Source organism: Enterococcus sp. AAFC-DPL-5146 (assembly GCF_058216635.1).
In genome coordinates this window covers 2,913,171-2,937,625 of sequence record NZ_CM177103.1, presented here as the reverse complement: position 1 = coordinate 2,937,625, position 24,455 = coordinate 2,913,171, and the positions used below count along the sequence as shown (strand labels likewise).

Here is a 24,455-nt window from a genome sequence, read left to right as displayed (position 1 = left end):
TCTTATAAACCTCTTCCGATTGCTGAAGAGATATTTTGGTCTGTTTCTTCCATAATATTGGCAACTTCGTTTAATTGTTGGTTGATTTGTTCTAATAATTCAGCAAACTCAGATACTTTTGGTTTTAAAGCATTGAATTGATCGTCAAAGCTATCAAAACCGCTACCTTCCCAGTTGCCTCTGATTGTGTCTTGTTCAGATTGTAATTTCTGTAAAATGTCTTGTACTTGTTGTGAACCGTCCATATATTTTGTTGCGGAAGTTCTTAGTTCTTGTGGGGATAATTTAATTCTATCGCCTGCCATTTTTTCATTCCTCCAATTTTTTATTTAGAAGACATTAATAATGCCTGCCAGATATATAAAAGTTACCATAAAAAAAGAACGGAAAAGCACTTAAAGTAAAAAGTTGCGTGTTTTAAGTAAAAAATAGCGTGTTAAATAAAATTATAACTTACCTTAAAGAATGCTCTTTTTCTTCTTTTGGTATTTATTGAGAACTATAAGTATGAAAAATAAAAAATGCAAATTTTTGTAGTAATCAGAAGTCACTGAAACAGAAAAAAACAGCTAGCTAGCGTTTCCTTGTTCTGAGAAACGCAGCATAGCTCTCCTTTAATTCATCTTTAAATTTTCTGCTCATGGGCAAGGATATGCCATTCTCTTGCTGTACACTCTCTTCAAATCGTTTTACAAAGACTTCATTTTTTGTAATTTCAATAATATAGTTTAAGTTGACTATGTAGCTGCCATGTATTCTAGTGAATAAATCCTTGTTCAACTTATCCATAATTTCTGCCATCGTCATATAAGTTTTGTAGACTTTTTCAGTTGTATGAATGTATGCGACACGGCCGCTTTTTCCAATATATACAATTTCATTCATTGGTAATATAATCAATTTTCGATTAAAAGAAAATTCAAAATAGGCGTGTATGGCATTAAAGTAATTTTTGGCTCTATCCATTGTTTTTAACAGGCAGTCATGAGAAACTGGTCTCAGTAAGTAATCAAACGCTTGAACTTGAAAAACATTTGGCATGTGTTGATTGTCATCAGATATAAAAATAATAAGTGCTTCTAAATCAAATGTACGTATTTTCTTAGCTAATTCAATGCCGTCCAATTCAGACAATTCAATAGAGATGAAATATATATTATAATTTGTGTCTATTTCATTGAGGTGTCGTAATAATTTTTCACCGTTGCTGAAGAGATCAAATTCATAGGTTTGAGAATTTAAAGAGTATTCAATTTTTCCCATTTCTCGCTGGTTATTATCACACAAGGCAATCTTCAATCGCTCATCTCCCTTGAGTTTAAGATTAAATGTATGGCAATATGTATTATATCAATATCACTAATTATTATAATAGCATACTTTTTAGCAGATATTGTCAAAAAAATATATATAATTTCTATAATCATAATATTATTAATTGAATAGTTATCAGGAAAACCGTTTTATAATTTATACGCAAATGTTATTCTTAGGTAGACTAAGGAAACGTAGTAGGAGGGAATCTGATGGAAGAAAATATAAATTATAATCAATATAATCAGCCGATTGGCCATCCAGTAAAGGACTGGTCTGTCAGAAACCACCCAGTAAAAATGATATTGGAAGGAACCTATTGCTGTTTAGAAAAAGTAGATCCAAACAAGCACCTTGAAGACTTATATCAAGTCTATGGACCTGAAAGTAACCCTAGAAATTGGACCTATATACCAATGGTTTCATTCAAAAATAAAGCAGAATTTTCTACATACTTAGAGGTAAATAGTCAATTACAAGATCCATTTCATTATGCGATTATTGACAAAGATACTGGCAAGGCACTTGGTACGTTAGCACTTATGAGAATAGATAGAGAGCATGGGTCTATAGAAGTCGGGTATGTTATCTACTCTGATCAGTTGAAAAAGACTCGAGTTGCTACAGAAGCGCAGTATCTTTTAGCCTGTTATGCGCTAGATGAGTTAGGTTATCGTCGTTATGAATGGAAGTGTGATTCGTTAAATGCCCCTTCTAGAAACGCAGCATTGCGCTTAGGGTTTACTTTTGAAGGGATTTTCCGTAATGCAGTAGTGTATAAAAATAGAAATCGAGACACGGCATGGTTTTCTATTCTTGACAGTGAGTGGCCAACAATAAAATCACGAATATATTCATGGTTAGCTGAATCGAATTTTACGGCTGATGGGGAACAAAAAAAACACCTGAATGAGTTTTAAACATAATGATAGGAAGGAAGTAAATAAAATGATAAAGTCAGAAATTCAGTTAGCAGAACTTGCTAAGCCAAGGGTTTTTAATGATGTTGCACCAACTTTTTTAACAGATGAAACGATGAGTGAAAGAAAGCAAAAAGTGTTGGAAAATATGAAGTCAGAAGAATATGATAGCCTAGTAATCTACGCAGACAAAGAGCATGGAGGAAATTTTGAGTATTTAACAGGTTTTATTCCGCGTTTTGAAGAAGGACTTCTAGTTTTAGATGTCACAGGGGAGTGTACATTGATTCTTGGAAATGAAAATTTAAAGATGGCGAAAGTTTCTCGAATTGAAAACCAATTGATTCATTCTCCACTATTTTCTTTACCTAATCAGCCCATGGATAATGAAGCAAGATTAGAACGTATTTTTGAAAAGATTGGTTTGTCTGAAAAGGGTAAAATCGGTGTGGTAGGTTGGAAAATGTTTACTACAACTGAATCGGATAATGAAGCCTACTTTGATCTTCCTTATTTTATTATTCAGGCTCTTTTAGCGAGTAAAGGTAAACAAACTGTAATCAAAAATGCAGCTCATCTGTTTATTAGGGGAGACAAAGGCGTACGCACGGTGAATAATGCCAATGAAATCGCTCATTATGAATATGGAGCAAATCTATCTTCTAATTGTATGTTGAAAGCACTGGATACTGTTGAACTTGGTGTAACGGAAGCGGTATTAGGAAATGAGTTAACTGCAGAAGGACAAACGAATACAGTTGTCACGATTGCAGCAACTGGGCAGCGTTTTGAATATGCAAATGTTTATCCTACACATAAGAAAGTAAAGCTAGGTGATCCATTATCTTTAACGACAGCATTTAAAGGTGGGTTATCCAGCAGAACTGGTTTTGTTATAGAAAATGCGGCACAACTTCCAAAAGGGCAGCAAGATTACCTAGAACGAGTAGCAAAACCTTATTATAAAGCGGTTGTGACTTGGCTGGAAACGATAAAAATTGGTATGAAAGGAAAAGAGTTGTATCAAACAATAGAAAAGGTTTTCCCTAAAGAGAAGTATCATTGGCATTTAAATCCGGGACATTTGGTTTCAGATGAAGAATGGATGTCTTCACCAATTTACGCTGAATCTGAGGAAACGCTGAAAAGCGGCATGATCTTACAGATTGATATCATTCCTTCAATAGCGGGCTATACTGGTGTAAGTGCGGAAGAATGTGTAGCTTTAGCCGATGTCACGTTACAAGAAGAAATCAAAGAGAAGTACCCAGAGCTATGGTACCGAATTACTGCTAGAAGAACTTATATCAGAGAAGTACTTAATATTGAATTAAGTGAAGAGGTTATTCCTTTATCAAATACAGTGGGCTATCTACGGCCATTTTATTTGGCGAAAGACCAAGCTTTTCGTCGCGTTAAGTAGAATAAATAAAGAGCAAATCTTTAAAATGAAGATTTGCTCTTTATTTTATTTTTAAAACGCATTGTTACACGTGAAACATTTACGATATTTCTTGTACGATGATGTTATTTTTCAGCATCTCAACGTTTTCAATGGACACGTAACCTACAGCTTGTTCAAGAGCATTACTCATCCCACATGCCATACCGTAACGGAGTGTTTCCTCAATTGAAAGGTCTTGATCTAAAGCAAATGCAACACCGCCAACCGTGGCATCTCCGGAACCAGTTGGGTTAATAACGTCAATTTCCGGGATGATAACATCAAAAATCTGCTCCTTATATTTTACGACTGCACCATCGCCTCCACAGGAAACTAAAATAAAGGGAATTTCCTTCAATATGGGATGATTTAAATGATCCATAACTTCTTTCTTGTTGGTAATAGGAGTATTCAGTAGTTCCCCGAATTCATGGATATTCGGTTTGATAAAATAAGGTTTTATGGTTGCATTTAGCACATGTTGCAGCTGTTTTCCTGAAATATCGGTTAAAATTTTTACACCTGAGCCTAGGTTATTGTTTAAATGCTGTAAATAGTCATGGTATAAGTGTTCATTTTTAGTATTGGCAGACCCGCATAAAGCGATGATGGGGGCTTTTTTCTGGTTGAGAGAATAGTCAATAATCGTGTCTGCTATTTTTTCTGCCGTTTCAGCTGTTATTTCTGGTCCAAGCTCAACGATCTCGGTTTGTTTTTTTTCTTGATCCATCACTGTGACCGCATTTCTTGACTCTCCAGTAGTTGAAAGAAAAAATGTATTAAAGGGTTCTTGCTCAAGAGCTGTTCGAATAAATGCACCGTTCATTCCGGCTAAAACACCTATCGCTGTAACCTCTCCACCTAGAATTGCCGCTGTTCTTCCTGCATTGATTCCTTTTCCCCCAACAGCTTTGACAGGATTACTACAACGGTTCATTTCACCTATAGTAAAGGTTTCTGTAAAATAAATCGAATCCATGGATGGGTTAAGTGTGACTGTTAAAATCATTGTCATTTCCTCCTTCAGGTACCTAGTTAACTGGGTTTGTGAAAGAGCAGACGATACCCAGTCAACTTTTTTTGTTTAACAATTTGCCATAAGATTGATAGAAATTAAAGGTTTGTTCATCGATTTTATCATCAGTGATGAGGTAGTCTAAGTCGGATAGTTTATAAAATGTATAGACATCACTAACGTTGAATTTTGTACTATCTGCGACAACAACTTTTTTCTTGGCATTTTTAAAAGCTGCTCGTTGAACACCACCTTCTAAATAGTTGGAAGTAGTCACATTGTTATTGTAGATGCCATTCGTTGCAGCAAAAGCAATATCAATATTGATGGTTTCAAATGTTTGTTCCGCATGTTCACCGATGAATTCTTCTGTAATTGGTGTAAAATCCCCTCCAGTTAATAAAATGCGATAGTCAGTGTGTTCAATAACATAATTGAAGGCCAATAAACTATTGGTAACGATCATCAGATTTTGTTTTTTGATAAAAGGTAAGGCATATAAAATGGTTGTTCCTGCACCAACAAAAACAACTTGATGATCCTGAATCAAAGAATTCATGATTTTTCCGATATATTCTTTTTCCTCAATATGTAGATTGATTTTTTCGTGGGTGGCTAGTTCTTTGTCTTTTCGATTGATTTTTTGTGCACCGCCATATAAACGAACCAATTGATTTGAATCACTTAATTCATTGATATCACGGCGAATCGTCATCTCAGAGACATGTAGCTCTGCAGCAATATCGGATACAGTCATAAAAGTACTTTTTTCCAGTAATTCTAAAATATGCGCATGGCGCTCTCTTTTTAGCATAATAGGTTCCCCTTTTTGTTCGAAAATGTTTATCTATTACATTTTAAACGTAAAACGAACAAAAAACAATCGAAAGAAAGCGTTGACAAACCATTTCACAAGTTGTATTCTTTTTGTATAAACAAAGTTTAACATATTTTTACAAAGTTGAACACAAAAAGTTTAAATATGTGTATTATCTAGCTTTATATTTTTATGTCAGGTCCGGATGAGACCACTAGGCTTTTATATTCAGGAGGGAAGAGATGGAGACAAAAGAAATGTTTCAACGAGAATTAATTGATTTACAAGTAGCTGTTCAAGATGAAGAAGAATTATTTGAGCTTATCGCAAAGCGGCTACAGCAAGCTGGGTACGTAAACAATGAATACTTAGAAGGAATTAGATCAAGGGAAAAAATCTTTCCAACAGGGCTGATCACAGAGTATCTCAATATTGCATTGCCTCATTCAGACACAGAATATATTGAAAGGCCTTTCATTTATGTTGCAAGAACAACAAAACCAATCAAGGTCAAACAAATGGGTGACAATCAAGAGATGGAGGTGAAGGATTTATTTTTCTTAGGGATTAAAGAACCTGAGAAACAGGTTGGTTTACTACAAGAGTTGATGATTTTATTTCAAAATGAAGGATTTGTCTCTGAGTTAAAGACGATCACAGAAAGTGAAGAGGTTTTCAATTTATTTATGAAACAATGGGAGGAAGTTAAAAATGGCTAGAAAATTGATTGTAGCATGTGGCAGCGGTGTCGCAACAAGTACCACGGTAGCAGAAAAAATCAAAAGTAGATTTGATGCAGATACAATTGATTACCCAGTAGAAGCGGTGGATTATAAATCCATTTTACAGGAATTACCTAATGCAAGTATTTATGTTTATATTGCTAAGCCTGACGATGAAGTGTTGAAAGAAGCGGAAAAATTAGGTGTCTCTGTTTATGCAGGTGTACCGTTTTTGACAGGTATGGGTGTTGATGACATTTATGAAGGAATCGTCAACGATACGAAAAAATAAAAAAAGCGTTCAGATTGTGACGAACCTGAACGCTGATAGATATCGAGAAACTTTCAATATCTTAGATAGTTAATACAAATTAATCATACCAAAAAATTAAAAGGATAGGTAGGTACAAGTGATGGGAATTTTTCAATCTGTGATTGACTATATATTAAATCTTGGTTCAGCAATTTTCGTTCCCTTGATTATTCTGATTATTGGGCTGATAGCGCGCATGCCGTTGAAAAAAGCTTTTATGTCGGCAATTACTTTGGGTGTGGCTTTTACTGGGATGAGTATGGTAATCGGTTTTATGTCTGATGCTGTAAGCCCAGCCTCTGAAGCGATGGCAAAAAATACTGGTATTCGATTGCCTGCGCTTGATTTAGGATGGACTGGTGCGGCCAGTATTACATGGTCTTGGTCTTATGCATTCGTTTTTTTCGCAGTTGTTTTAGGGGTTAACTTTATTATGTTACTACTGAACTTGACGAAAACCTTGAATGTTGATATGTGGAATGTTTGGGGTAAAGCGTTGACAGCTTATTTGGTCTATTTCATCAGTGGATCGTTGGTGGCTGGGTTTATTGCAGCCGTCGTTCAAGTTGTGTTGGAGTTGAAAATGGGGGATATGTTTCAACGGCATATTCAGGATTTAACAGGAATTCCATTAGTAACAGTAACACATTTAATGAATATTTCTGCTGTATTGATGTTACCGGTCAATATTGTGATGGATAAAATCCCTGTCTTCAATAAAAAAGCGGATACTTCAGCTTTAAAAGCAAAAATTGGGATTTTTTCTGAAAATAGCGTCATGGGTTTTATTATAGGTGTCTTACTTGGTTTTGGCGCAGCGTATGGTGTTTCTGGTTCGTTAAACTTAGGGATTCAAGTCGCTACAGCAATGGCTTTGTTTCCAATGATTAGCAAAATGTTTATGCAGTCCCTGTCACCATTAGCTGATGCGATGTCAGAGATGATGAAAAAACGATTCAAAGATCGTGAAGTTTATATTGGTTTAGATTGGCCGATTTTAGCTGGACGCTCTGAAATTTGGGTAACGGCAATCATTTTAGTACCAGTCTTCATTGGTTACGCTATGATTTTACCAGGCAATCAAGTTTTGCCATTAGCAGGAATCATCAACTATTCTATCGCTGTTGGCGGATTACTTTTAACTGGTGGTAATTTATATCGAATGATCACACTAGGAATTATTTATACACCACTTTATTTATATGGCGCAACGTATCTTGCACCAGTATTGACTGGTCTAGCGAAAAAAACAGGTGCAGTAGATCTAAAAGGTGGAAGTATCACTTGGTCATCAATCGAAGGGCCGGAATTTAAAATTTTATTTGCTGAAGCAGCGAATTTGAATATATTGGCAATTGTAGGGTTTATCATTTTTGTTGCAATGTTTGTGTGGTTATACAAATATATGGCCAAAGAACCAGTCCCAAGTGAACGATATAAAGAATTGAATAGCTAACTAAACTGAATGGTTAAAAAGAAAGGATGGAATGATATGAGTCAAAAAGGAAAATGGACAGCATTGTTAATTTTAGATATCATCCTTTTTTTGTTGGCACTATCGATAAATATTGTACCTATATATTTTCTAGTTATTCTCCTTTCTTTTTTTATCTATAGAAACGGAAATGCAGTCCTTTTTAAAGAATACGATGAAAGAAAAAAACAAAAATACGAAGAATATGAAATTATAGAAAATGCTGCAAAAGAGGCGGTTCATAACGGTAGCTTATTAAAAAAGAAGAAGGAGTTGTAATAAATCATGGCAGATGGAAGAATTTTATTTGAACGAGAAAGAGAAGACATGGCGAAAATTGTACAGTTGATTTTTGAACGTAAAAATACAAACGTTGCAGGTGGGAATTTTTCCTTTAAAACAACGGATAAAAACGGCAAAGAATATATCATCATGACCCCTACGATGATGTCTCAGGCTTATCTGGGGCATGTTTCACCATCACAAATTTTAGTCGTAGAACCTCACACGAGAAAAGTGGTTGCTGGTGAAGGGGGACTAACAAGAGAAATTAATATGCACGAAGCAGTGTATGATGCGAATCCAGAAATCAAAGCAGTTCTTCATGCTCATGCGCCAAATAGCATGTTCTGGGCAACTAGCGGTTTGGATATGCCTAACTTGACTGAGGCAACACAGAAAGTGGAATATATAGAAGTATTAGAATTTGAACCGAATTGTTCAGAAGAACTGGCAGAAATCGTAAGTAATCATATTAAGACCATGGCGAGAAAAACTCTACCTCACGAATTCTTACTAGATAGTCATGGTGTACTGATTACTACGGGTGGGGAAACTGGAATGGAGGCTATTCACTCAGCTTTATCAATTCTTGACACAGTAGAATGGAATGCTGAAATTGCCTATAAACAAACAATTTTTCAAAAACTTGGTATTTTAGATGGTTACTATTCTAAAGGAGTAAAGATAGGAACAATCGATGATTTGATGAGACATGAGCCGATCTATAATCAAATCGTAAAAATGACTGCGGGTGATTAAAGAGAGTAAAGCGGTGATTTAGTTCATAATAAAAGAGTCTTATTCAAGTTCAACTTGAATAAGACTCTTTTATGTTAATTGATCTAATCATTTCAAAAAGTCGGTTATATTCTGATTACTAAAAGTTCTATTCGAGACGAATTAACTTATTTTTGTACGAATGTATAATCTAACATCTTACCATCTTTATCGATGTAAGCTAAAGCTAACCATGCATTTCCAGAAGTAACTGGTCTGGTAACTGCAAAAACACCTGAAATAGTTAGTGGGTAGTAAGTATTAACTTCTACAAAATTTTTGAATTTTCTATCACCAAAAAAGTCAAACTCACCAATAACTAATCTAGAACCTTTTGGTTTTTTAGATAAATTAGTAATTACTAAATCAACAGCTTCAGGTCCCATGTTATCACGGACACCAGCATACTGAGCTCCATAAAAGTACTCAGAAACGCCACTAGGAACCTCGTCTTGAACTTGTACATATTCAGCAGCATCTGCGCTGTTTAAACCAGAAAATGCAACAATACCAACGAACATTGTAGCTAAAAAACTTTTTAAAATTAATTTTTTCATATTAAATATCTCTCTCCTTTTTTAATGTAACTATTATTGATAACCCTTGTCTCAAATAGCAATTCTTTAAATAGTAACAAATAAAACAATTGTTAAAAAAGTAATATTTTCTAATTTCTTAGAAAACTAACAACAACCCTTGATTACTTATTTTACTCTTTTTGTAAATTCATAGATACAAATAAAGTATACCGTTATAATTTATTATATACAAGTTGTTTTTATATAAAAAATAGATTGTCAACCGTTTTTACTACACATATCTAATAAATGTTGGTGGAAATCAGTATAATATAAGCACATTAAGGATGAGCAAAAACATAGCTAAAAACGTTGCATGTTGTTCAGATTTGCGTTAAAGTAAGAAAAGAGAACTGTGAAACATTTTCTGTTTCACGCAAGGAAGGAAACATATGACACCAGAAGAATTTAAACAGTTATTAAGCCAAAAAGAAATCCATTTATCAGAGCATCAGATGAAGCAATTTGCTCGCTATTTTGAGTTGCTTGTTGAGTGGAATGATAAAATGAATCTCACAGCGATTACGGAAGAAAAAGATGTGTATCTAAAACACTTTTACGATTCTATATCGTTAGCCTTTTTTGAAGACTTTTCAACCAGCAAATCAATTTGTGATGTTGGTGCTGGAGCAGGATTTCCAAGTATTCCTTTAAAAATTGTTTTTCCAACATTAGAAGTAACGATCGTCGATTCATTAAATAAACGAATTACATTTTTGAATGAATTAGTTAGTGAGCTAGATTTGACAGATGTTTCTTTGTACCATGATCGTGCAGAAACATTTGGACAAAAAGAAGCATTTCGTGCGGCTTTTGATTACGTAACTGCTCGTGCAGTTGCCCGCTTAAATGTCCTAAGTGAGTTGTGCTTACCTTTAGTGAAGAAAGACGGTTTTTTCTTAGCCTTAAAAGCTGCTAAAAGTGAGGAAGAAATTACCGAAGCTAAACCTGCAATTGCGACTTTAGGTGGTAAATTTCAAAAAGAAGTTTCATTTGAATTGCCAATTACAAACGATGAGCGCCATATCGTTGTAATCCAAAAGAAAAAAGAGACACCTAAAAAATATCCAAGAAAACCTGGTTTGCCAAACAAACAACCAATCAAATAAGATGGAGGGACACAAATGGCACGAATAATTTCTGTAGCGAATCAAAAAGGCGGCGTTGGTAAGACAACGACCACTGTGAATCTAGGTGCTTGTCTTGCCTATTATGGTAAGAAAGTGTTGCTGATCGATATTGATGCTCAAGGAAACGCAACAAGTGGTATCGGCGTCCGTAAACCAGATGTTGCAACGGATGTCTACGATGTATTAGTGAATGAAGAGCCAATCAAAAATGTTATTCAAGAAACTTCAAGAGAAAATTTGGACATTGTTCCAGCAACGATTCAACTTGCTGGTGCCGAAATTGAATTGACTTCAATGATGGCTAGAGAATCTCGGTTAAAAGCGGCTATAGAAGAAGTTAGTGATATCTACGATTTTATTTTGATCGACTGTCCGCCATCGTTAGGACATTTAACCATTAATGCCTTTACAGCTAGCGACTCTATTTTGATTCCTGTACAATGTGAATACTATGCATTAGAAGGGTTAAGCCAGCTGTTAAATACGATCCGTTTGGTTCAAAAACACTTTAATCCTGATTTACGCATTGAAGGAGTGTTATTGACGATGTATGATGCACGTACAAATTTAGGTGCAGAAGTCGTTGAAGAAGTTCGTAAGTATTTCCGTGAAAAGGTGTATGATACGATTATTCCAAGAAATGTTCGATTGTCAGAAGCACCAAGTCATGGCTTATCAATTATTGATTATGATCCTCGTTCACGTGGTGCCGAAGTGTACCAAGCACTAGCAAAGGAAGTGTTGGATAATGAGTAAAGGAAAAGGTTTAGGTAGAGGTATTGATGCATTGTTTCAAGAGTTTGCTAATTTGGAAGATGTAGATGTTCAAAAAGAAGAAGTACTTGAAATTCCTTTAAACGAACTTCGTCCAAATCCTTATCAGCCAAGAAAAACATTTGATGAAGCCTCCTTGCAAGAATTAGCAAATTCAATCCAGCAATCAGGTGTATTTCAACCAATTATTGTTAGAAAATCAGCGGTTAAGGGCTACGAGATCATTGCTGGGGAACGCCGTTTTCGTGCATCAAAATTAGCAGATAAAGAAACTGTTCCGGCAATTGTCCGTGAATTTGATGAAGAAACCATGATGCAAGTTGCTGTTTTAGAAAATTTGCAGCGTGAAGATCTAAATCCACTTGAAGAAGCGGAAGCTTATGATATGTTGATGAAAAATCTTAAATTAACACAAGTTGAAGTAGCTGAGCGTCTAGGAAAAAGCCGTCCATATATTGCGAACTACTTGCGTCTGTTAACATTGCCTACGCAAGTTAAAGAGATGGTTCAAGGTGAAACGTTATCAATGGGACAAGCTAGAACATTGCTCGGTTTAAAAAACAAAGACTTGATTCTGACCTTGGCAAAACGAGTGGTAAAAGAAAACTTAACGGTTCGACAATTAGAACAAATCGTTAACGATTTAAATGAAAACCAAGGTAAGAAAGCACCGAAAAAGGAAAAGAAAAATAGCAAAGAAAAACCCTACTATATCCGTGAAAGCGAAGATCGTTTGATGGATAAATTTGGTACAACTGTTGCTATTCAAGAAAAAGAAGGTAAAGGCAAAATTGAAATTGAATACCTTTCACAATCAGATTTAGCTAGAATCTTAGATATTTTAGAGATTCACTTTGACGAAGCGTGAGGGATTGGATAAATAGTTGAATAAAAGAGTGTGAAGAAAAACTAATAAATAGTTTTTCTTCACACTCTTTTTTATACGGAAATTTTGATTGTTACGACTAATAAACGCAATGGCTTATAGGACTATGTACTAAAAATAGATAGTTCAGTAATGTAAATATTTATAAAAAATAACAAAAGAGAAAATAAAAATAATTTTTCTTATTCTTATATAAAATAAGAAAAATTTTAAATTGTTTAAATCAAACTACAGGAATACCGTTAAATAGGTAGGTAATTAAATACTTATTGAATCAAGTATACAATAAATATTTTGAACATGTCAATGAGGAATAAAAAAATAACAATATATTTAATAAATGTGTATTATGAGCAATAAAAAAGGGAAAATCATGTGTTCAACAATATACCCTTGCTGGACAGCTCTACTAAAGTGTAAAAGGCAGGATAAATTTTGTTGGCCTTTGAGTTTCCCTTAATAAAGAATAACTCGTAGGAACTTTACTTATTTTAATACGCCGTCAAATAGACCGTCAAATAAATCACTGTAAAGCATCGATTTTATCAGTAAAGAAGACAGAAAAGCAAAATGCCTCTTTTATAGTTATATATAAATGATGATTCATTTATTTTATTAAAATTCACTTTTTTTAGAATTCTTTTTTGCTCCCTTTTTTTATTAGACCGTCATTTAACCGTCACCAGACAAACTAAAATGTATACACAATAGTATTTGAATCATCTTTTTTCTTATTCTATATAAGAATAGGAAATTCCTACTAGTCTAGAAATACAGTTTGTATATAGTACAAGATTTGAAATCTGTGCGATGTATATTTGTCCGAGGAATTTTAACAAACACGAATGGTTGGCATTACTTAGTACACATTAAAAGGGGGATTTTCCAGTTATGAGGAAAAAAATTATTATATTGACCGACACATTAAGTGCAAACGGACTGTTGCAAAATAGTTTGTTGAATATGGATTATGAAATCATGGTTTCAAAGGATATATTAACTCACCCTAGAGATAAAGAGTTTTATTTCCTACAAAACTTTGATCTTATTATTTATCAACAGTCTATGTATAGTGGGTTAAAAGAGTCGTTTCTAGATAACCTAGCGTTACTGAACAAGCCAATTGTTGTTTTAACGTTTGAATCAGAACAAGTCAATGAGTCTAAGTATATGAATAATACTAATGTAATTTTTGTTCGTTATCCGATATCGGTCACTGATTTGGCTAGTAAGTTGGCAAGTATCTTTGAGGAGATTGCAAGTCGTACAGATAAAAATAAACAAGAGAGAGCAGTAAATTCTGTAGAAAATGAAGATTACTCTCAAAATAGAGCGACATTTTCAAATGGAGTGAAAGTGAAAAAGCAGTACTCTTTTCAATTAAAAGACCGTACACTGATTATTGATAATTGGTTGATTCCGTTGACTAAAAAAGAGCATCAGGTGTTAGAACATTTTATCAAGTCGGAGCAAAGAGTCTTTTCCAGTCAGGCGTTATGTGAAGCCATTTGGACAAATGCTACGAAAAAAAATAAACAGGCTTTGTTGAGTAATCTTATTAATCGTATCAAACAAAAAATTATGGATAAAACCTCGATTTTTGAGCCATTTATTTTAAATAAAAAAGGTATAGGTTACTATCTGAATCAAGAGTTTGTGGAGCTAGATGAACAATGGGATGAAGGAATAAGAGAACTACTGGTAGGCAGTGTGTAAATAAAGAAGGATAGCATAAGAAGGGAAGCGGGAAATTTGGCGATATTTAACAAAAAAAGTAAAAAAAAAAAGAAATACGATGATGAATATGAAGAGTACTACGATGAGTTTGATGAATACGACGAATATGAAGAGTACGATGAGGATGAATATGAAGAAGAACCGTATAATCCTCCTAAAAAAAATCGACCAGAGACTTCAACTAAAAGAGAGCGTTCGGAAACTATTATGAGAAGACAAGAGCAAGAAATACAACAGGAACAAGCATCTGTGATTGAACATTTGACTAATGAAAACCAACAATTTCAAAAAGAATTACAACGACAAAAAACAATGGCAGAGCGATTAAAAGCAGAAGTTGAGAATAAACAGCAAGAAATCGATCAATTAACGATGCGTCTGACAAGTTCATCCAAGTCTAAAGAAAAAATCCACTCACTTGAAGAACAAAAAAGGCAATCAGAAGATTTAAGAATACAATTAGAAGAACAATTATTAGAAGAACGAAATAGAAGTAGAGAGAACGAAAAACAATTACGCCAACAAGACGTAATGAAAAATCAAATTGCAGAAGTCTTGATGGAAGCGAAAGAAAAAGCCCAACAAATCATTGAACGCGCCACTATTGAAGCAGATCGAACCGTTGAAGCGGCAAGACATGAGACGAAAAAAGCAGTTTCTGAAGCGTCAATCGAATTGAAAATGATTAATCAAGAAGCAGCGAATTACCATACTAGAATACTTCGTCTACAAAGTGAAACAAGTGTACTTATGGAAGATTTGTTAGGTAAGGCTAGCCGTTTAGCTGACCAATCACTAGATTAAAGAAAGGGGATTAAGAAGTGGTTTATCAAAATATTATGGTTGACATTTATCAAGCCGCTGCACCAGCAGTAGGTGAGCGTCTTTTTGACGACGATATGCTACGGGATATTTATTATATTTGTGAAGAGATTTTTCAAGAAAGAAATAAACGAATCCCCTATCCTCAAAAAGATGTAGAAGAATATTTTGAAGAATTTCATACCATAATCTCTTTTTTTAAACATGTAGAGATTACTTTAGATTTTGTGGATCTCGACTGGTCTGCCGTGCTTGATGAGCTGATTCATACATTTCCTCAAATAGCCTGGATAGGCGGTTCTAAGGAAAAAGAGGATAAACGTGTAGTTTACTACATTGATTTTGTTCCTATTGCCTATAGAGAGACAGGTTTTCCCTTCATGGTGAATTTACTGGAGTCGTTGAATCAGCAATTATTTGATGATGGTAATGATGTACTGGAAACATTTGTGGGTGAAATTGAAAGATTAGTAACGAAGTTTATTAAACCACTTCAGGATAATAATACTATCCCAATAGAAGAACCAGAAGTTTTAGATTACAACGACAATGATGATGCGAATTACTTACTGAAAATCGAAGAAGCTGTTAGTAGAGAAAGATATGCTAAAGAAAGAATGCGGCTTGCCAATAAAAAATTAGAAGTTGTAATTGATCAAATGGAACGACAAAACCTTTCTAGAGCCATGAAAGAGTTAAGTCAATCAAGTAATGATGAAAATGAAAATTGGGATCGTATATTGAAAATTGATTTGAGAGAATACTCTCAGTTGTTGCAAAAAGCCAAGTTTTTGGAACAATCTTGGCTAATGAATAAAGAGTTAGTTACAAAATCTGAAAAGATGACGATTTCGGACAATCAATTAACTTATGAAAGAGAACAAGTAAGAAGTTTTAAAGATTCAGTCTCCACTAATGAAATTTATCTGATTTTAGACGAGTGTAAGTTAATTGAATCGAGAGTAAAAATTAAAAAAAAATCTTGGTTTCACCAACCTCATGTTCGGATCATGAAAATGGATTATGACAGCATATTAAATAAAGCGGCCTATTTTGATTTGATACAGGGAGAAAATTACTTGCTAGAACAAATCGTATTGAATGAGGAATCAATCATTGATGCTTAAATTGCTTATTGTTTATGAGCCTAGTGATTATTTTAAAAAATAGCGAGGATTGGAAATAGTCGGTTTTTCCAGTCCATTACTACATAGAAAGCTCGTTTCTAACAGTAATACCTATTACTAAAGTAGTAATAGGTGAGCGGAGATTTTAAGTCGGTTAGCTTAGGCATACTCTTTACAATTTTCTAAAGCTGTTATTCATAAAATTTTCGTAATAAGGGTGTGTCGCTTAAAAAATGTACATATGATTTTATTTATGTAGGGAGTTTAAAATGCAATGACTAATAAATGGAAAATAACACGTTGGACTGTTGTGATAATCATTTTTTTCATGGCATCTAGTATTATTCAAGTTGAAGTTGGGTATGCTATTTCAGTAAAGCCGATTTTACCAAAGAACCAACACGATTCAAAAGCAACTTACTATGATCTTAGAATGATACCTGGCCAAGAACAAGATTTGATACTTGAGCTAGAAAATACTTCCGATAAGGAAGAAAAAGTTACGCTGCAAATCAATGATGCTACGACAAATGAGGTAGGTGAAATAGATTACTCTGATCGATCAAAGAGCATTCCAAGAGACAAAAGTTTGAAGCTTTCTTTCAAGGATATTGCAACAACTGAGTCAAAAATAATGATTCCTCCTAAACAAAAAATCACGACTGCAGTTCATTTAAAAATGCCAGATGATTCATTTAACGGAATGGTCTTAGGAGGCATTAAAGTTGTTTCCTCTGAGAGAAATAATGAATTAATAGAATCAGACAATAACGAAAAGCAAAAGACCTATATCGTAGCTGTAAAATTAACAGAGACAGATACACCTATTGAAGCAGAATTAGATTTATTGGGAATTTTTTCTTCAAAAGAATCAGATAAAAGTGTTATAAAAGCAATGATTCAAAATAAACAAGCTACCAATTTAGAAGATATTGAGTACACAGCTAAAACATACGAAAAAAATTCAGATAAGATAGTTAATCAAACTAAAGTAACAGGTTGTCGCATGGCTCCTAATTCAAGTTTTTCATTCATTATTGCAGAAGAAAAACAAAAATTTAAAACGGGAAAGTATCAAGTCCATCTGACTGCTAAGTCCAAAGAAACTAAGCAAGAATGGAAATGGACGAAAGAAATTGATATTACTAAAGATGATGAAGAGAAAAAAATAAACAAACTTATCATTGGATCAGATAAAGAAGATATATTATTTTATACGGTTATTAGTGTAATTACGTTAGTATTGCTTCTTTTGGCTTTATTATTTTTACTGATCTTGAGAAAACGTAAGGAGAAGCAATATGAAGAAGCCTTGCTATATAGAAGGAAGACACGGGAAATAAACAATAAAGACTATAGAAAAATCAGAACACCAAAAGTAAACAAAAGGAATAAAGTCAGAGAAAAAAATTTAAATTCTAGACGTTCAAGAAAAAAAGGACGAACAAATAATTGAGAGCTATTAGATAATGGCATAGAGATATAAAAAGTATTGTTGTTGTTCAGACTAGAGAGTTATTAAACTAAGAGAAATAAATTTGTAGCACACCAATTTTAGGAGTTGGAGGACATGAAGGAAACAGAACATAGCCCCAAAAAACAGGAAAAAAAAATTATAAAAAAATACATTCTTCACCAAAAAGTTAATCCGAGGCTTTTAGGAGTAGAACTTTTTAATAGCTATTTAATTACCCCCCATGAAGCATACCTGTCTTGTAAATTGATATTTAAAAAAGATATTCAATCATTAATGGAGCTTGAACAAGTTGCAAAAAGAGTACGAGAGATTTGGGCTAAAAAAAATGATGAACTGCTTATAAAAAAAATCAATGTCTTCGCATCACCTGCGTATATTGTTTTAACATTTACGATCGGTTTTTTTGACCAGGAACAAGTCAAATATCTTCGGGTATTAAAAGAGTGTACGAAAGAAATCCTTGAAACGTATGACCAGTTTGTCAAACAAGAACAAGATGCACAGCTCAAAAGAAAAGAAGAAGAAATACATGGCATTATAGAAAAATGCAGTCAGTTAACTCAAAAAATTGAGGGATTAGAAAATAGACTTATAAAAAATGAATCGATTGTTTTAGGTTCTGGTGAGTTGCTAAAAAATGAGTTAACGAAGGTCAGCCAAACAATCAAAAAACAGATGAATCAAGCTGAAAACAAAATGAAAGAGAGTCAAAAAAATTCAGAAAACAAAGAACAAACAGACAGACAATTAACACATAAAAATGCCGAATCTTTAAATAAAGCTGAAGCCAAAGAGGAAAGTCCATTGGCTCAAAAATATATTCTTGAGCCATCAAAACAATTACCGACAACCTTAGAAATAAAAAATAAAGAACCAATTAGAGCAATACAAAAAGATAAAATAAAAATTGATGAACCTGAAAAAAAAACGTTTAAAAAGCCTATTCCTAAGATCGAATTAGAAATTTTGAAGTGTTTCACAGGTAGCGGAGAACTAAGTAAGAAACGAATGATACCTAAAAAACAATTTTTGACTTTAAAAGCAAAAGTGGAATTTATAGATTATTTATGGATGTTGTTAGAGTTAGAAGGAAAAGATGAAATCATCATTGCTGGGAAGTTAAGCTGTCGTGAGCTCATCAAAGACTTAGGCCCGTTCATGGAAACTGTAGAAATCGTAGTATTAGGATCTACAATTTTCAATTACTGGGTGTATTGCTCAGAGGAATTGTTGGTTAAATTGGAAGGCTATGCAGCATTGAAAAACCTTCTAAGTAATTATTTAAAGTTAACCAACGATTCAATTAGCACAATTCTAATAAATGAATCATGATGAATGAGTCTGAGGCGTTTGGTAAAAAGGGGTGGTATACAAGGAACTAAAACAGTTTCAGATGTATAAAACCTCTTTCCTTTTATTGTAATAGTATTTTTTATTTGTTGGTATAACAAATAAAATTGTATAAGGCTCTCAAATATTTTTGATTTTTTCTTAATTTTTGAAACAAAATAAAAATAAAATTAATGCATACTGGATTAATAAAACTGGAAATTGATATTAAATAATAAAAAAATAATTAAAAATGAAATAAAGCTTATTTAAATGTTGGTTTTTCATATAATAAAATAACAAATAAATTGGTGGATGAGAGTAGTTTTTATTTTATTTAAGAAGCGTAAAATTAAACTTTAGAAAGGATTCTACTTATGGCAAGAAGAGGAGAAAATATTTATAAAAGAAAAGATGGTCGCTGGGAAGGCCGATACATAAAAGGTAGACAGAAAAATGGAAAAATTCATTATGGATATATCTACGGATACAAGTATTCAGAGGTAAAGCAGCAGCTTATTTTAATGAAATATCAAAATCAAGTAAGCAACAGTAAGAATCTTCTTCCATACGAAGGACAAGTGTTAGATTGGACAAATTATTGGTTAGAGACTTTCGTTCAACCTAAGGTAAAGAGCAGTACATATGCCAGCTATAAAAATAAAATGGAGGTTCATGTATTATCTAAAATAGGATCAATCAAGTTACAAAAGTTAAAACCAGCAGATATTGATTCTTTGTTCAAAGAAATGGATAAAACACTTAAAGCAAGCTCGATTCGGTCCATTTTTTCAGTGTTGAAGAACTGTTTGAGTAAGGCGCTATCCCTACATCTATTGACAGAAAACCCTTGTACAGGTATAGAACTCCCGAAAACGAAAAGAAAAACCGTTCAGGCGCTGTCGGTTAAAGACCAAGCTAAGTTGGTGAAAGAAATTAACACCAGCCAAAAATTTTTTTCTATTATGCTTGCGTTACAGACTGGGCTTCGAATTGGAGAAATTTGTGGATTGAAATGGGAAGATATCGATTTCGAAAATAATACGCTGGGTGTCAATCGAACGTTGTTGAGAATACAGACTGAAGATGCATTTGGAAGAAAAACTGCGATTGTTGAAGTAACCCCTAAAAGCAATAACTCACAACGAAAAATACCAATTGTTGATTCCTTAAAGAAGCAATTATTGGAGCTAAAAAAAACATCAACCAGTGACTATGTTATTTCGAATAAGTATAAAGCGTTGGAACCAAGAACAATTGCCTATCGCTTTCAAATTATTCGTAAAAAAATTGGCTTAGAAAAATTTTCTTTCCATTCGTTAAGACATACGTTTGCTACACGTTGTTTAGAAGCAGGAGGGAATATAGCAACAATCAGTTCTCTCTTAGGGCATTCATCAACAAAAATGACACTTGATTGTTATACAAATTCATTTTTTACAGAAGAACGTAAACTAGTAGAAAAGCTTGAATTCATATAAAGGGTAAGTAGATTATGTCTGCTTCATAGCTTAGAATACGATGAAGCAGTATAACAACATTATAGCTTTATGATTGGGTGATATCAGAAGAATAAATAGTGTACAACAATTGATCAAGATCAGCTATATCTACTTTTTCGTTGTAATTAGCGATAAAGAAAAAATATTTTCCACGTTTGCTTAGGTGGGAACAGTCGACATTGCTAATAATCAGGTCGTAAAGCTTATTGGGTTCTAATGGTTCTGCTTGTGCAAAAGTTCTTAATTCTACGTGCTTGATCCACCAATTCGTAAATTTTGTTTTGCATAGTAAATCCCCTTCAATGAACACGCCAACACTGAGTTTAGTTTTGATACATTCCTCATAAAAACTGATTGCATGAGCGTATTTTGTCATTAAAATAGTATCATGAGAATTGTTTACGAAAAGTACTGGGTATTTTTGTTTTAAGAAATTAGTGAACGTACCAATCATTTCAGAATATTTAGCTTTTTCAACATCTGTATAATTTGGATTCCAAAAATAGTCAATATGTCCATTGAATAGTAAATGATGATAACCAATAGTATTTAGGTAATAATGAAAAGTGAGACTGTTTGCCTCATTCAAATAGTTACCAGGATAACATGTCTCCAAAAAACTCAAAAATTCATTATTTAACGTTCCAACAAAAAGATTGCTTTGTCTTTCGATTAAGTTGAGTTCTTTTAAGCTATGAGAATCAGCAGGGATAATTTCTTTACCCAACATAAACAAAAGCAATAAGATAGTCTCGTTAGGAAGCATCTTAAAGGAATAATAAACTAAAAAAGATCCAAGTACGTTATTGATTTTTCTAAATAGGTGTGTATTTTTTAGCGCATGTATAAATCTTTTTTGACTATTGATATCTGTTTTATTACTAAAAAAAGGGGATTGTCGGCTATAGTCTTGTATGCTTTTTTGAGCGTGTCTTCTTTTTAGAAGGCTTAAGTAGATAATTAATTTTTTTTGAGATAAAACCGAAATTGAGCTGCCTAAAATTAGCTGAATGTTATTAACTGTTTCGTAAACCCTAGGATCAATATTTGGTGTTTTTAGTTGGTGGTTAGGATCCGTCGTCAAATAAAGAGACACATAAAAAAAACGAACCTGTAATTCAGAACCCAGTAGACAGCCGTTTTGAATCGACAGGTCAAATTCTTTTAACAAGCTATTCAATTCGTTGATTTTTCTGAAATAGGTGGAATGACTGATCCCAATTTTTTCGCATAAACGAGTAGCATCGATAGTACCACAAAGCAATAATTCTTCTAAGATTCTATATTTTGGTGCATAAATGATTAGTTCATTATAAAGAGTATGAAGAGAATAATTTGGTGTTGTATGATACTCTATCGTACGCTTGTTTACCACAATGGAAAAGCGGTTATCTGCTTGTTTGGCTAAGGTTATTAAACTATCAATCAGTTTAGATAAAAAATATTCTCCTATGTCTAAATGATGTAAGAGTTCTTTTTTTGTTGCAATGCCACCAACATTACTCATATATATCAATAAGTCCATTTGATAAACTTCAAATTTTTCTAGTAAGTCAAATTTTCTCACAGTAAAACTCCTTTAAATATCAGTGGAAGGGACTATTATTTAGCTAAGAAGTCAAGAAAAAGCTCGTCCTCTGATTTTTTTATTATTATCCAATATAAATATGGAAAATACAATCCTATTTTAAAAAGGAGCAGTGTAAATTCCTATATTGATTTATTGGGATTTATTATTAATTTAAAAATGAGTAGAGCAAAAATAGCTTTTGCTTGATTGGCAAAAAAATGGTATTGTATCCTTGTATGTTTATGTCTCAAGTCATAAATATCGACTACTATTTTAGAAAGGATTTGTCTATAATGTATGATCTTGGTGATATTGTAGAAATGAAAAAACCCCATGCTTGTCAGGCAAATCGTTGGGAAATCATCCGAATGGGTGCCGATATTAAAATAAAATGTACGAACTGCGGTCATATTGTTATGATGACACGCCGTGATTTTGAGAAAAAGATGAAAAAAATTTTGGAAAAAAAACTGATAAAGGATAGTGAATAATCAATGGCATTAACAGCTGGAATCGTAGGTTTACCTAACGTAGGGAAATCTACCCTTTTTAACGCAATTACAAAAGCAGGAGCAGAGGCGGCAAACTATCCGTTTGCAACGATTGATCCTAATGTAGGAATGGTTGAAGTACCCGATGAGCGCTTGTTGCGTTTAACAGAGTTAGTGAAACCTAAAAAAACAGTACCAACTACTTTTGAATTTACAGATATTGCTGGAATTGTAAAAGGAGCAAGTAAAGGTGAAGGGCTAGGAAACCAATTTTTAAGTCATATTCGCCAAGTAGATGCGATTTGTCATGTGGTACGTTGTTTTGATGATGATAATATTACCCACGTTGAAGGCCGTGTGGATCCATTAGCGGATATTGATACCATCAATTTAGAGTTAGTATTAGCTGATTTAGACTCTATTACGAAACGCTATGCTCGTGTAGCTAAAATAGCTAAGACGAAAGATAAAGATGCAGTAGCTGAATTAGCTGTTCTAGATAAGCTTAAACCAGTTTTAGAGGAAGGGCTATCTGCAAGAACAATTGAATTTAGTGAAGATGAGCAAAAAATCGTAAAAAGCTTGTTCCTATTAACAGCAAAACCGATTTTATATGTCGCAAATGTCTCAGAAGATGAAGTGTCTGATTCAGATAATAACCCTTATGTTCAGCAAGTCCGTGATTTTGCTGCAAATGAACAAGCAGAAGTGATTGTTGTTTGTGCAAGAGCAGAAGAAGAGATTGCTGAATTAGATGATGAAGATAAGGCTGAGTTTTTAGAAGCTTTAGGAATCGAAGAATCTGGTTTAGATCAATTAATTCGTGCTGCCTATGACTTATTAGGATTAGCTACGTACTTTACTGCTGGTGAACAAGAAGTTCGGGCGTGGACTTTCCGTAAAGGAATCAAAGCCCCTCAAGCAGCTGGAATTATCCATACTGATTTTGAACGGGGATTTATTCGAGCAGAGACTGTTTCGTTTGATGATCTGAATACGTATGGCAACATGCAGGCAGCTAAAGAAGCTGGAAAAGTTCGTTTAGAAGGAAAAGAATATATTGTTCAAGACGGCGATGTTATGCTTTTCCGTTTCAATGTATAGGAAAAATTCGCTAAAAACTGTTTTTCTCTCTAAAAAATATGGTAGAATACTTTTTAGGTAAAGACTGCCCCATTGCCACGGGCGAGGAGGACGCAAAACATGGAATCAGAAACACTTCGAGATATCGTTTCAGAAAATCGTGAACTTGAACAAAAGTTAACCAAAAGAAACGAACAATACATTTTTGACTTAAAAAAATCACTAGTTGCTGCTAATCTTTCAGAAGAAGCACAGACGCTTGCGTTACACGAAATTCTACCATATTTAGTAGAAGGTCAAAAAAGCGGAAAAACTGCACGTCAACTCTTTGGAACAGTTGCTGAACGTACGGAGTTTATATTAAATAAACCAGAAGAACGTCCAGAATCAACACCAACTTTGATGTGGTTGGATAATACATTGTTGTTATTTGGTGTAATGACGATTATGTTTTCAATTATGATGATGTGGTCGAAAGGGAAATCACAACCATTAGGATTGCTGACATTGGTATTAGCATCAATGGCTGGAGGGTATGTATTTTATCTAATGTACAAGTATGTATATCAATATGACCGTCCAGGCGTGGATAAATCCCAACGTCCAGGTTGGTTCAAAACGGGTTTAATCTTAGTCGGAGCAATGCTCTTATGGCTTGCCGTTTTTACAGGATCAGCAATGTTACCGCCGATTATTAATCCTGTTTTAGATCCGATTATTGTGATCATTATTGGGGGAGCAGCGTTAGGTATTCGTTATCTACTAAAGAAAAAATACAATATGCGTAGCAGTTTGGCTCGTTAACTTCAATATGAAAGTTCTAAATAGTTAGATGAATAGATTTAAACAAACCGATTTTTGGTTTTGTTTA

The 24,455-nt window shown here is 33.7% G+C and carries 25 protein-coding genes; 19 read left to right on the top strand and 6 right to left on the bottom strand.

From position 1 onward, the window contains the following. Window positions 1-2: 2 nt before the first annotated feature. Together AC4BB2_RS13430 and AC4BB2_RS13425 are read right to left on the bottom strand one after the other, a co-directional pair. Window positions 3-305 carry a WXG100 family type VII secretion target gene (locus AC4BB2_RS13430; protein WP_490473395.1) on the bottom strand — a complete coding sequence of 101 codons (303 nt, stop codon included), beginning with the start codon at window positions 303-305 and terminating at the stop codon, window positions 3-5. 268 nt (window positions 306-573) lie between these two features. Continuing rightward, the gene (locus AC4BB2_RS13425) at window positions 574-1,299 is read right to left on the bottom strand and encodes a LytR/AlgR family response regulator transcription factor (RefSeq protein WP_490473394.1); all 726 of its coding nucleotides are present in this window, start codon (window positions 1,297-1,299) and stop codon (window positions 574-576) included. 227 nt (window positions 1,300-1,526) lie between these two features. Between AC4BB2_RS13425 and AC4BB2_RS13420 the strand changes: the two genes are divergently transcribed. Together AC4BB2_RS13420 and AC4BB2_RS13415 are read left to right on the top strand one after the other, a co-directional pair. Continuing rightward, complete coding sequence (locus AC4BB2_RS13420; RefSeq protein ID WP_490473393.1) at window positions 1,527-2,234, top strand: GNAT family N-acetyltransferase; 708 nt, start codon at window positions 1,527-1,529, stop codon at window positions 2,232-2,234. A 31-nt stretch (window positions 2,235-2,265) separates the two neighbouring features. Continuing rightward, entirely contained in the window at window positions 2,266-3,657 is a 1,392-nt protein-coding gene (locus AC4BB2_RS13415) for a M24 family metallopeptidase (protein WP_490474705.1), read from the top strand. A gap of 79 nt (window positions 3,658-3,736) precedes the next feature. On the opposite strand, the gene AC4BB2_RS13410 is transcribed toward AC4BB2_RS13415, so the two are convergent. Next, window positions 3,737-4,687 carry a 1-phosphofructokinase family hexose kinase gene (locus AC4BB2_RS13410; RefSeq protein WP_490473392.1) on the bottom strand — a complete coding sequence of 317 codons (951 nt, stop codon included), beginning with the start codon at window positions 4,685-4,687 and terminating at the stop codon, window positions 3,737-3,739. Window positions 4,688-4,748: 61 nt separating this feature from the next. Next, window positions 4,749-5,507: a DeoR/GlpR family DNA-binding transcription regulator gene (locus AC4BB2_RS13405; RefSeq protein WP_490473391.1), complete on the bottom strand. Its 759-nt coding sequence runs from the start codon at window positions 5,505-5,507 to the stop codon at window positions 4,749-4,751. Between the two features lie 245 nt (window positions 5,508-5,752). On the opposite strand from AC4BB2_RS13405, the gene AC4BB2_RS13400 reads away from it, so the two are divergent. The 5 genes from AC4BB2_RS13400 to AC4BB2_RS13380 all read left to right on the top strand — a co-directional run bounded on the left by AC4BB2_RS13400 (window position 5,753) and on the right by AC4BB2_RS13380 (window position 9,060). Further along, on the top strand, window positions 5,753-6,229 hold the full coding sequence (locus tag AC4BB2_RS13400) for a PTS sugar transporter subunit IIA (protein WP_490473390.1): 477 nt from the start codon (window positions 5,753-5,755) through the stop codon (window positions 6,227-6,229). After that, the gene (locus AC4BB2_RS13395; RefSeq protein ID WP_490473389.1) at window positions 6,222-6,524 is read left to right on the top strand and encodes a PTS sugar transporter subunit IIB; all 303 of its coding nucleotides are present in this window, start codon (window positions 6,222-6,224) and stop codon (window positions 6,522-6,524) included. Before AC4BB2_RS13400 ends, AC4BB2_RS13395 begins: the two co-directional genes overlap by 8 nt. A 121-nt stretch (window positions 6,525-6,645) precedes the next feature. After that, complete coding sequence (locus AC4BB2_RS13390; protein ID WP_490473388.1) at window positions 6,646-8,001, top strand: PTS galactitol transporter subunit IIC; 1,356 nt, start codon at window positions 6,646-6,648, stop codon at window positions 7,999-8,001. A gap of 36 nt (window positions 8,002-8,037) precedes the next feature. Further along, window positions 8,038-8,298, top strand: a complete 261-nt coding sequence (locus AC4BB2_RS13385) for a hypothetical protein (RefSeq protein ID WP_490473387.1) — start codon at window positions 8,038-8,040, stop codon at window positions 8,296-8,298. 6 nt (window positions 8,299-8,304) lie between these two features. Beyond that, window positions 8,305-9,060, top strand: coding sequence for a class II aldolase/adducin family protein (locus AC4BB2_RS13380; protein ID WP_490473386.1), 756 nt, complete (start codon window positions 8,305-8,307; stop codon window positions 9,058-9,060). A gap of 146 nt (window positions 9,061-9,206) precedes the next feature. On the opposite strand, the gene AC4BB2_RS13375 is transcribed toward AC4BB2_RS13380, so the two are convergent. Further along, window positions 9,207-9,635, bottom strand: a complete 429-nt coding sequence (locus AC4BB2_RS13375; RefSeq protein WP_490473385.1) for a hypothetical protein — start codon at window positions 9,633-9,635, stop codon at window positions 9,207-9,209. Window positions 9,636-10,048: 413 nt separating this feature from the next. Between AC4BB2_RS13375 and rsmG the strand changes: the two genes are divergently transcribed. The 9 genes from rsmG (at window position 10,049) to AC4BB2_RS13330 (ending at window position 20,419) form a co-directional block, all read left to right on the top strand. Next, on the top strand, window positions 10,049-10,765 hold the full coding sequence (rsmG, locus tag AC4BB2_RS13370; RefSeq protein ID WP_490473384.1) for a 16S rRNA (guanine(527)-N(7))-methyltransferase RsmG: 717 nt from the start codon (window positions 10,049-10,051) through the stop codon (window positions 10,763-10,765). A gap of 15 nt (window positions 10,766-10,780) precedes the next feature. Beyond that, window positions 10,781-11,542 (top strand): ParA family protein, encoded by a 762-nt coding sequence (locus AC4BB2_RS13365; RefSeq protein WP_490473383.1) that lies wholly within the window; start codon window positions 10,781-10,783, stop codon window positions 11,540-11,542. After that, window positions 11,535-12,428: a ParB/RepB/Spo0J family partition protein gene (locus tag AC4BB2_RS13360; protein WP_490473382.1), complete on the top strand. Its 894-nt coding sequence runs from the start codon at window positions 11,535-11,537 to the stop codon at window positions 12,426-12,428. The genes AC4BB2_RS13365 and AC4BB2_RS13360 overlap by 8 nt, the downstream gene beginning before the upstream one ends. Before the next feature lie 909 nt (window positions 12,429-13,337). After that, entirely contained in the window at window positions 13,338-14,162 is an 825-nt protein-coding gene (locus AC4BB2_RS13355) for a helix-turn-helix domain-containing protein (protein ID WP_490473381.1), read from the top strand. A gap of 36 nt (window positions 14,163-14,198) precedes the next feature. Continuing rightward, complete coding sequence (locus tag AC4BB2_RS13350) at window positions 14,199-14,987, top strand: hypothetical protein (protein WP_490473380.1); 789 nt, start codon at window positions 14,199-14,201, stop codon at window positions 14,985-14,987. Between the two features lie 17 nt (window positions 14,988-15,004). Further along, window positions 15,005-16,132, top strand: a complete 1,128-nt coding sequence (locus AC4BB2_RS13345; RefSeq protein ID WP_490473379.1) for a hypothetical protein — start codon at window positions 15,005-15,007, stop codon at window positions 16,130-16,132. Between the two features lie 274 nt (window positions 16,133-16,406). After that, the gene (locus tag AC4BB2_RS13340) at window positions 16,407-17,588 is read left to right on the top strand and encodes a WxLIP family cell surface protein (RefSeq protein ID WP_490473378.1); all 1,182 of its coding nucleotides are present in this window, start codon (window positions 16,407-16,409) and stop codon (window positions 17,586-17,588) included. A gap of 114 nt (window positions 17,589-17,702) precedes the next feature. Continuing rightward, window positions 17,703-18,941, top strand: coding sequence for a hypothetical protein (locus AC4BB2_RS13335; RefSeq protein WP_490473377.1), 1,239 nt, complete (start codon window positions 17,703-17,705; stop codon window positions 18,939-18,941). Between the two features lie 374 nt (window positions 18,942-19,315). Next, entirely contained in the window at window positions 19,316-20,419 is a 1,104-nt protein-coding gene (locus AC4BB2_RS13330; protein WP_490473376.1) for a tyrosine-type recombinase/integrase, read from the top strand. Between the two features lie 67 nt (window positions 20,420-20,486). Here AC4BB2_RS13330 and AC4BB2_RS13325 read toward each other — a convergent pair whose 3' ends face one another. Continuing rightward, window positions 20,487-22,007: a helix-turn-helix domain-containing protein gene (locus tag AC4BB2_RS13325; RefSeq protein ID WP_490473375.1), complete on the bottom strand. Its 1,521-nt coding sequence runs from the start codon at window positions 22,005-22,007 to the stop codon at window positions 20,487-20,489. A gap of 296 nt (window positions 22,008-22,303) precedes the next feature. Here AC4BB2_RS13325 and AC4BB2_RS13320 point away from each other — a divergent pair, with 296 nt between their 5' ends. The 3 genes from AC4BB2_RS13320 to AC4BB2_RS13310 all read left to right on the top strand — a co-directional run bounded on the left by AC4BB2_RS13320 (window position 22,304) and on the right by AC4BB2_RS13310 (window position 24,388). Further along, window positions 22,304-22,501: a DUF951 domain-containing protein gene (locus tag AC4BB2_RS13320; protein ID WP_025870734.1), complete on the top strand. Its 198-nt coding sequence runs from the start codon at window positions 22,304-22,306 to the stop codon at window positions 22,499-22,501. Between the two features lie 3 nt (window positions 22,502-22,504). After that, a complete protein-coding gene (ychF, locus tag AC4BB2_RS13315) occupies window positions 22,505-23,605 on the top strand; it encodes a redox-regulated ATPase YchF (protein WP_490473374.1) in 1,101 nt (366 codons plus the stop codon). Between the two features lie 99 nt (window positions 23,606-23,704). Further along, window positions 23,705-24,388, top strand: a complete 684-nt coding sequence (locus AC4BB2_RS13310) for a DUF1129 domain-containing protein (RefSeq protein WP_490473373.1) — start codon at window positions 23,705-23,707, stop codon at window positions 24,386-24,388. The last annotated feature ends 67 nt before the right edge of the window (window positions 24,389-24,455 follow it).

What these genes read in the sequence shown, in the direction of transcription:
- AC4BB2_RS13430 (WP_490473395.1), bottom strand. Translation starts at nt 305, where the DNA reads ATGGCAGGCGATAGAATTAAATTATCCCCACAAGAACTAAGAACTTCC.
- AC4BB2_RS13420 (WP_490473393.1), top strand. Translation starts at nt 1,527, where the DNA reads ATGGAAGAAAATATAAATTATAATCAATATAATCAGCCGATTGGCCAT.
- AC4BB2_RS13410 (WP_490473392.1), bottom strand. Translation starts at nt 4,687, where the DNA reads ATGATTTTAACAGTCACACTTAACCCATCCATGGATTCGATTTATTTT.
- AC4BB2_RS13405 (WP_490473391.1), bottom strand. Translation starts at nt 5,507, where the DNA reads ATGCTAAAAAGAGAGCGCCATGCGCATATTTTAGAATTACTGGAAAAA.
- AC4BB2_RS13400 (WP_490473390.1), top strand. Translation starts at nt 5,753, where the DNA reads ATGGAGACAAAAGAAATGTTTCAACGAGAATTAATTGATTTACAAGTA.
- AC4BB2_RS13395 (WP_490473389.1), top strand. Translation starts at nt 6,222, where the DNA reads ATGGCTAGAAAATTGATTGTAGCATGTGGCAGCGGTGTCGCAACAAGT.
- AC4BB2_RS13390 (WP_490473388.1), top strand. Translation starts at nt 6,646, where the DNA reads ATGGGAATTTTTCAATCTGTGATTGACTATATATTAAATCTTGGTTCA.
- AC4BB2_RS13385 (WP_490473387.1), top strand. Translation starts at nt 8,038, where the DNA reads ATGAGTCAAAAAGGAAAATGGACAGCATTGTTAATTTTAGATATCATC.
- AC4BB2_RS13380 (WP_490473386.1), top strand. Translation starts at nt 8,305, where the DNA reads ATGGCAGATGGAAGAATTTTATTTGAACGAGAAAGAGAAGACATGGCG.
- AC4BB2_RS13375 (WP_490473385.1), bottom strand. Translation starts at nt 9,635, where the DNA reads ATGAAAAAATTAATTTTAAAAAGTTTTTTAGCTACAATGTTCGTTGGT.
- rsmG (WP_490473384.1), top strand. Translation starts at nt 10,049, where the DNA reads ATGACACCAGAAGAATTTAAACAGTTATTAAGCCAAAAAGAAATCCAT.
- AC4BB2_RS13365 (WP_490473383.1), top strand. Translation starts at nt 10,781, where the DNA reads ATGGCACGAATAATTTCTGTAGCGAATCAAAAAGGCGGCGTTGGTAAG.
- AC4BB2_RS13360 (WP_490473382.1), top strand. Translation starts at nt 11,535, where the DNA reads ATGAGTAAAGGAAAAGGTTTAGGTAGAGGTATTGATGCATTGTTTCAA.
- AC4BB2_RS13355 (WP_490473381.1), top strand. Translation starts at nt 13,338, where the DNA reads ATGAGGAAAAAAATTATTATATTGACCGACACATTAAGTGCAAACGGA.
- AC4BB2_RS13340 (WP_490473378.1), top strand. Translation starts at nt 16,407, where the DNA reads ATGACTAATAAATGGAAAATAACACGTTGGACTGTTGTGATAATCATT.
- AC4BB2_RS13335 (WP_490473377.1), top strand. Translation starts at nt 17,703, where the DNA reads ATGAAGGAAACAGAACATAGCCCCAAAAAACAGGAAAAAAAAATTATA.
- AC4BB2_RS13330 (WP_490473376.1), top strand. Translation starts at nt 19,316, where the DNA reads ATGGCAAGAAGAGGAGAAAATATTTATAAAAGAAAAGATGGTCGCTGG.
- AC4BB2_RS13320 (WP_025870734.1), top strand. Translation starts at nt 22,304, where the DNA reads ATGTATGATCTTGGTGATATTGTAGAAATGAAAAAACCCCATGCTTGT.
- ychF (WP_490473374.1), top strand. Translation starts at nt 22,505, where the DNA reads ATGGCATTAACAGCTGGAATCGTAGGTTTACCTAACGTAGGGAAATCT.
- AC4BB2_RS13310 (WP_490473373.1), top strand. Translation starts at nt 23,705, where the DNA reads ATGGAATCAGAAACACTTCGAGATATCGTTTCAGAAAATCGTGAACTT.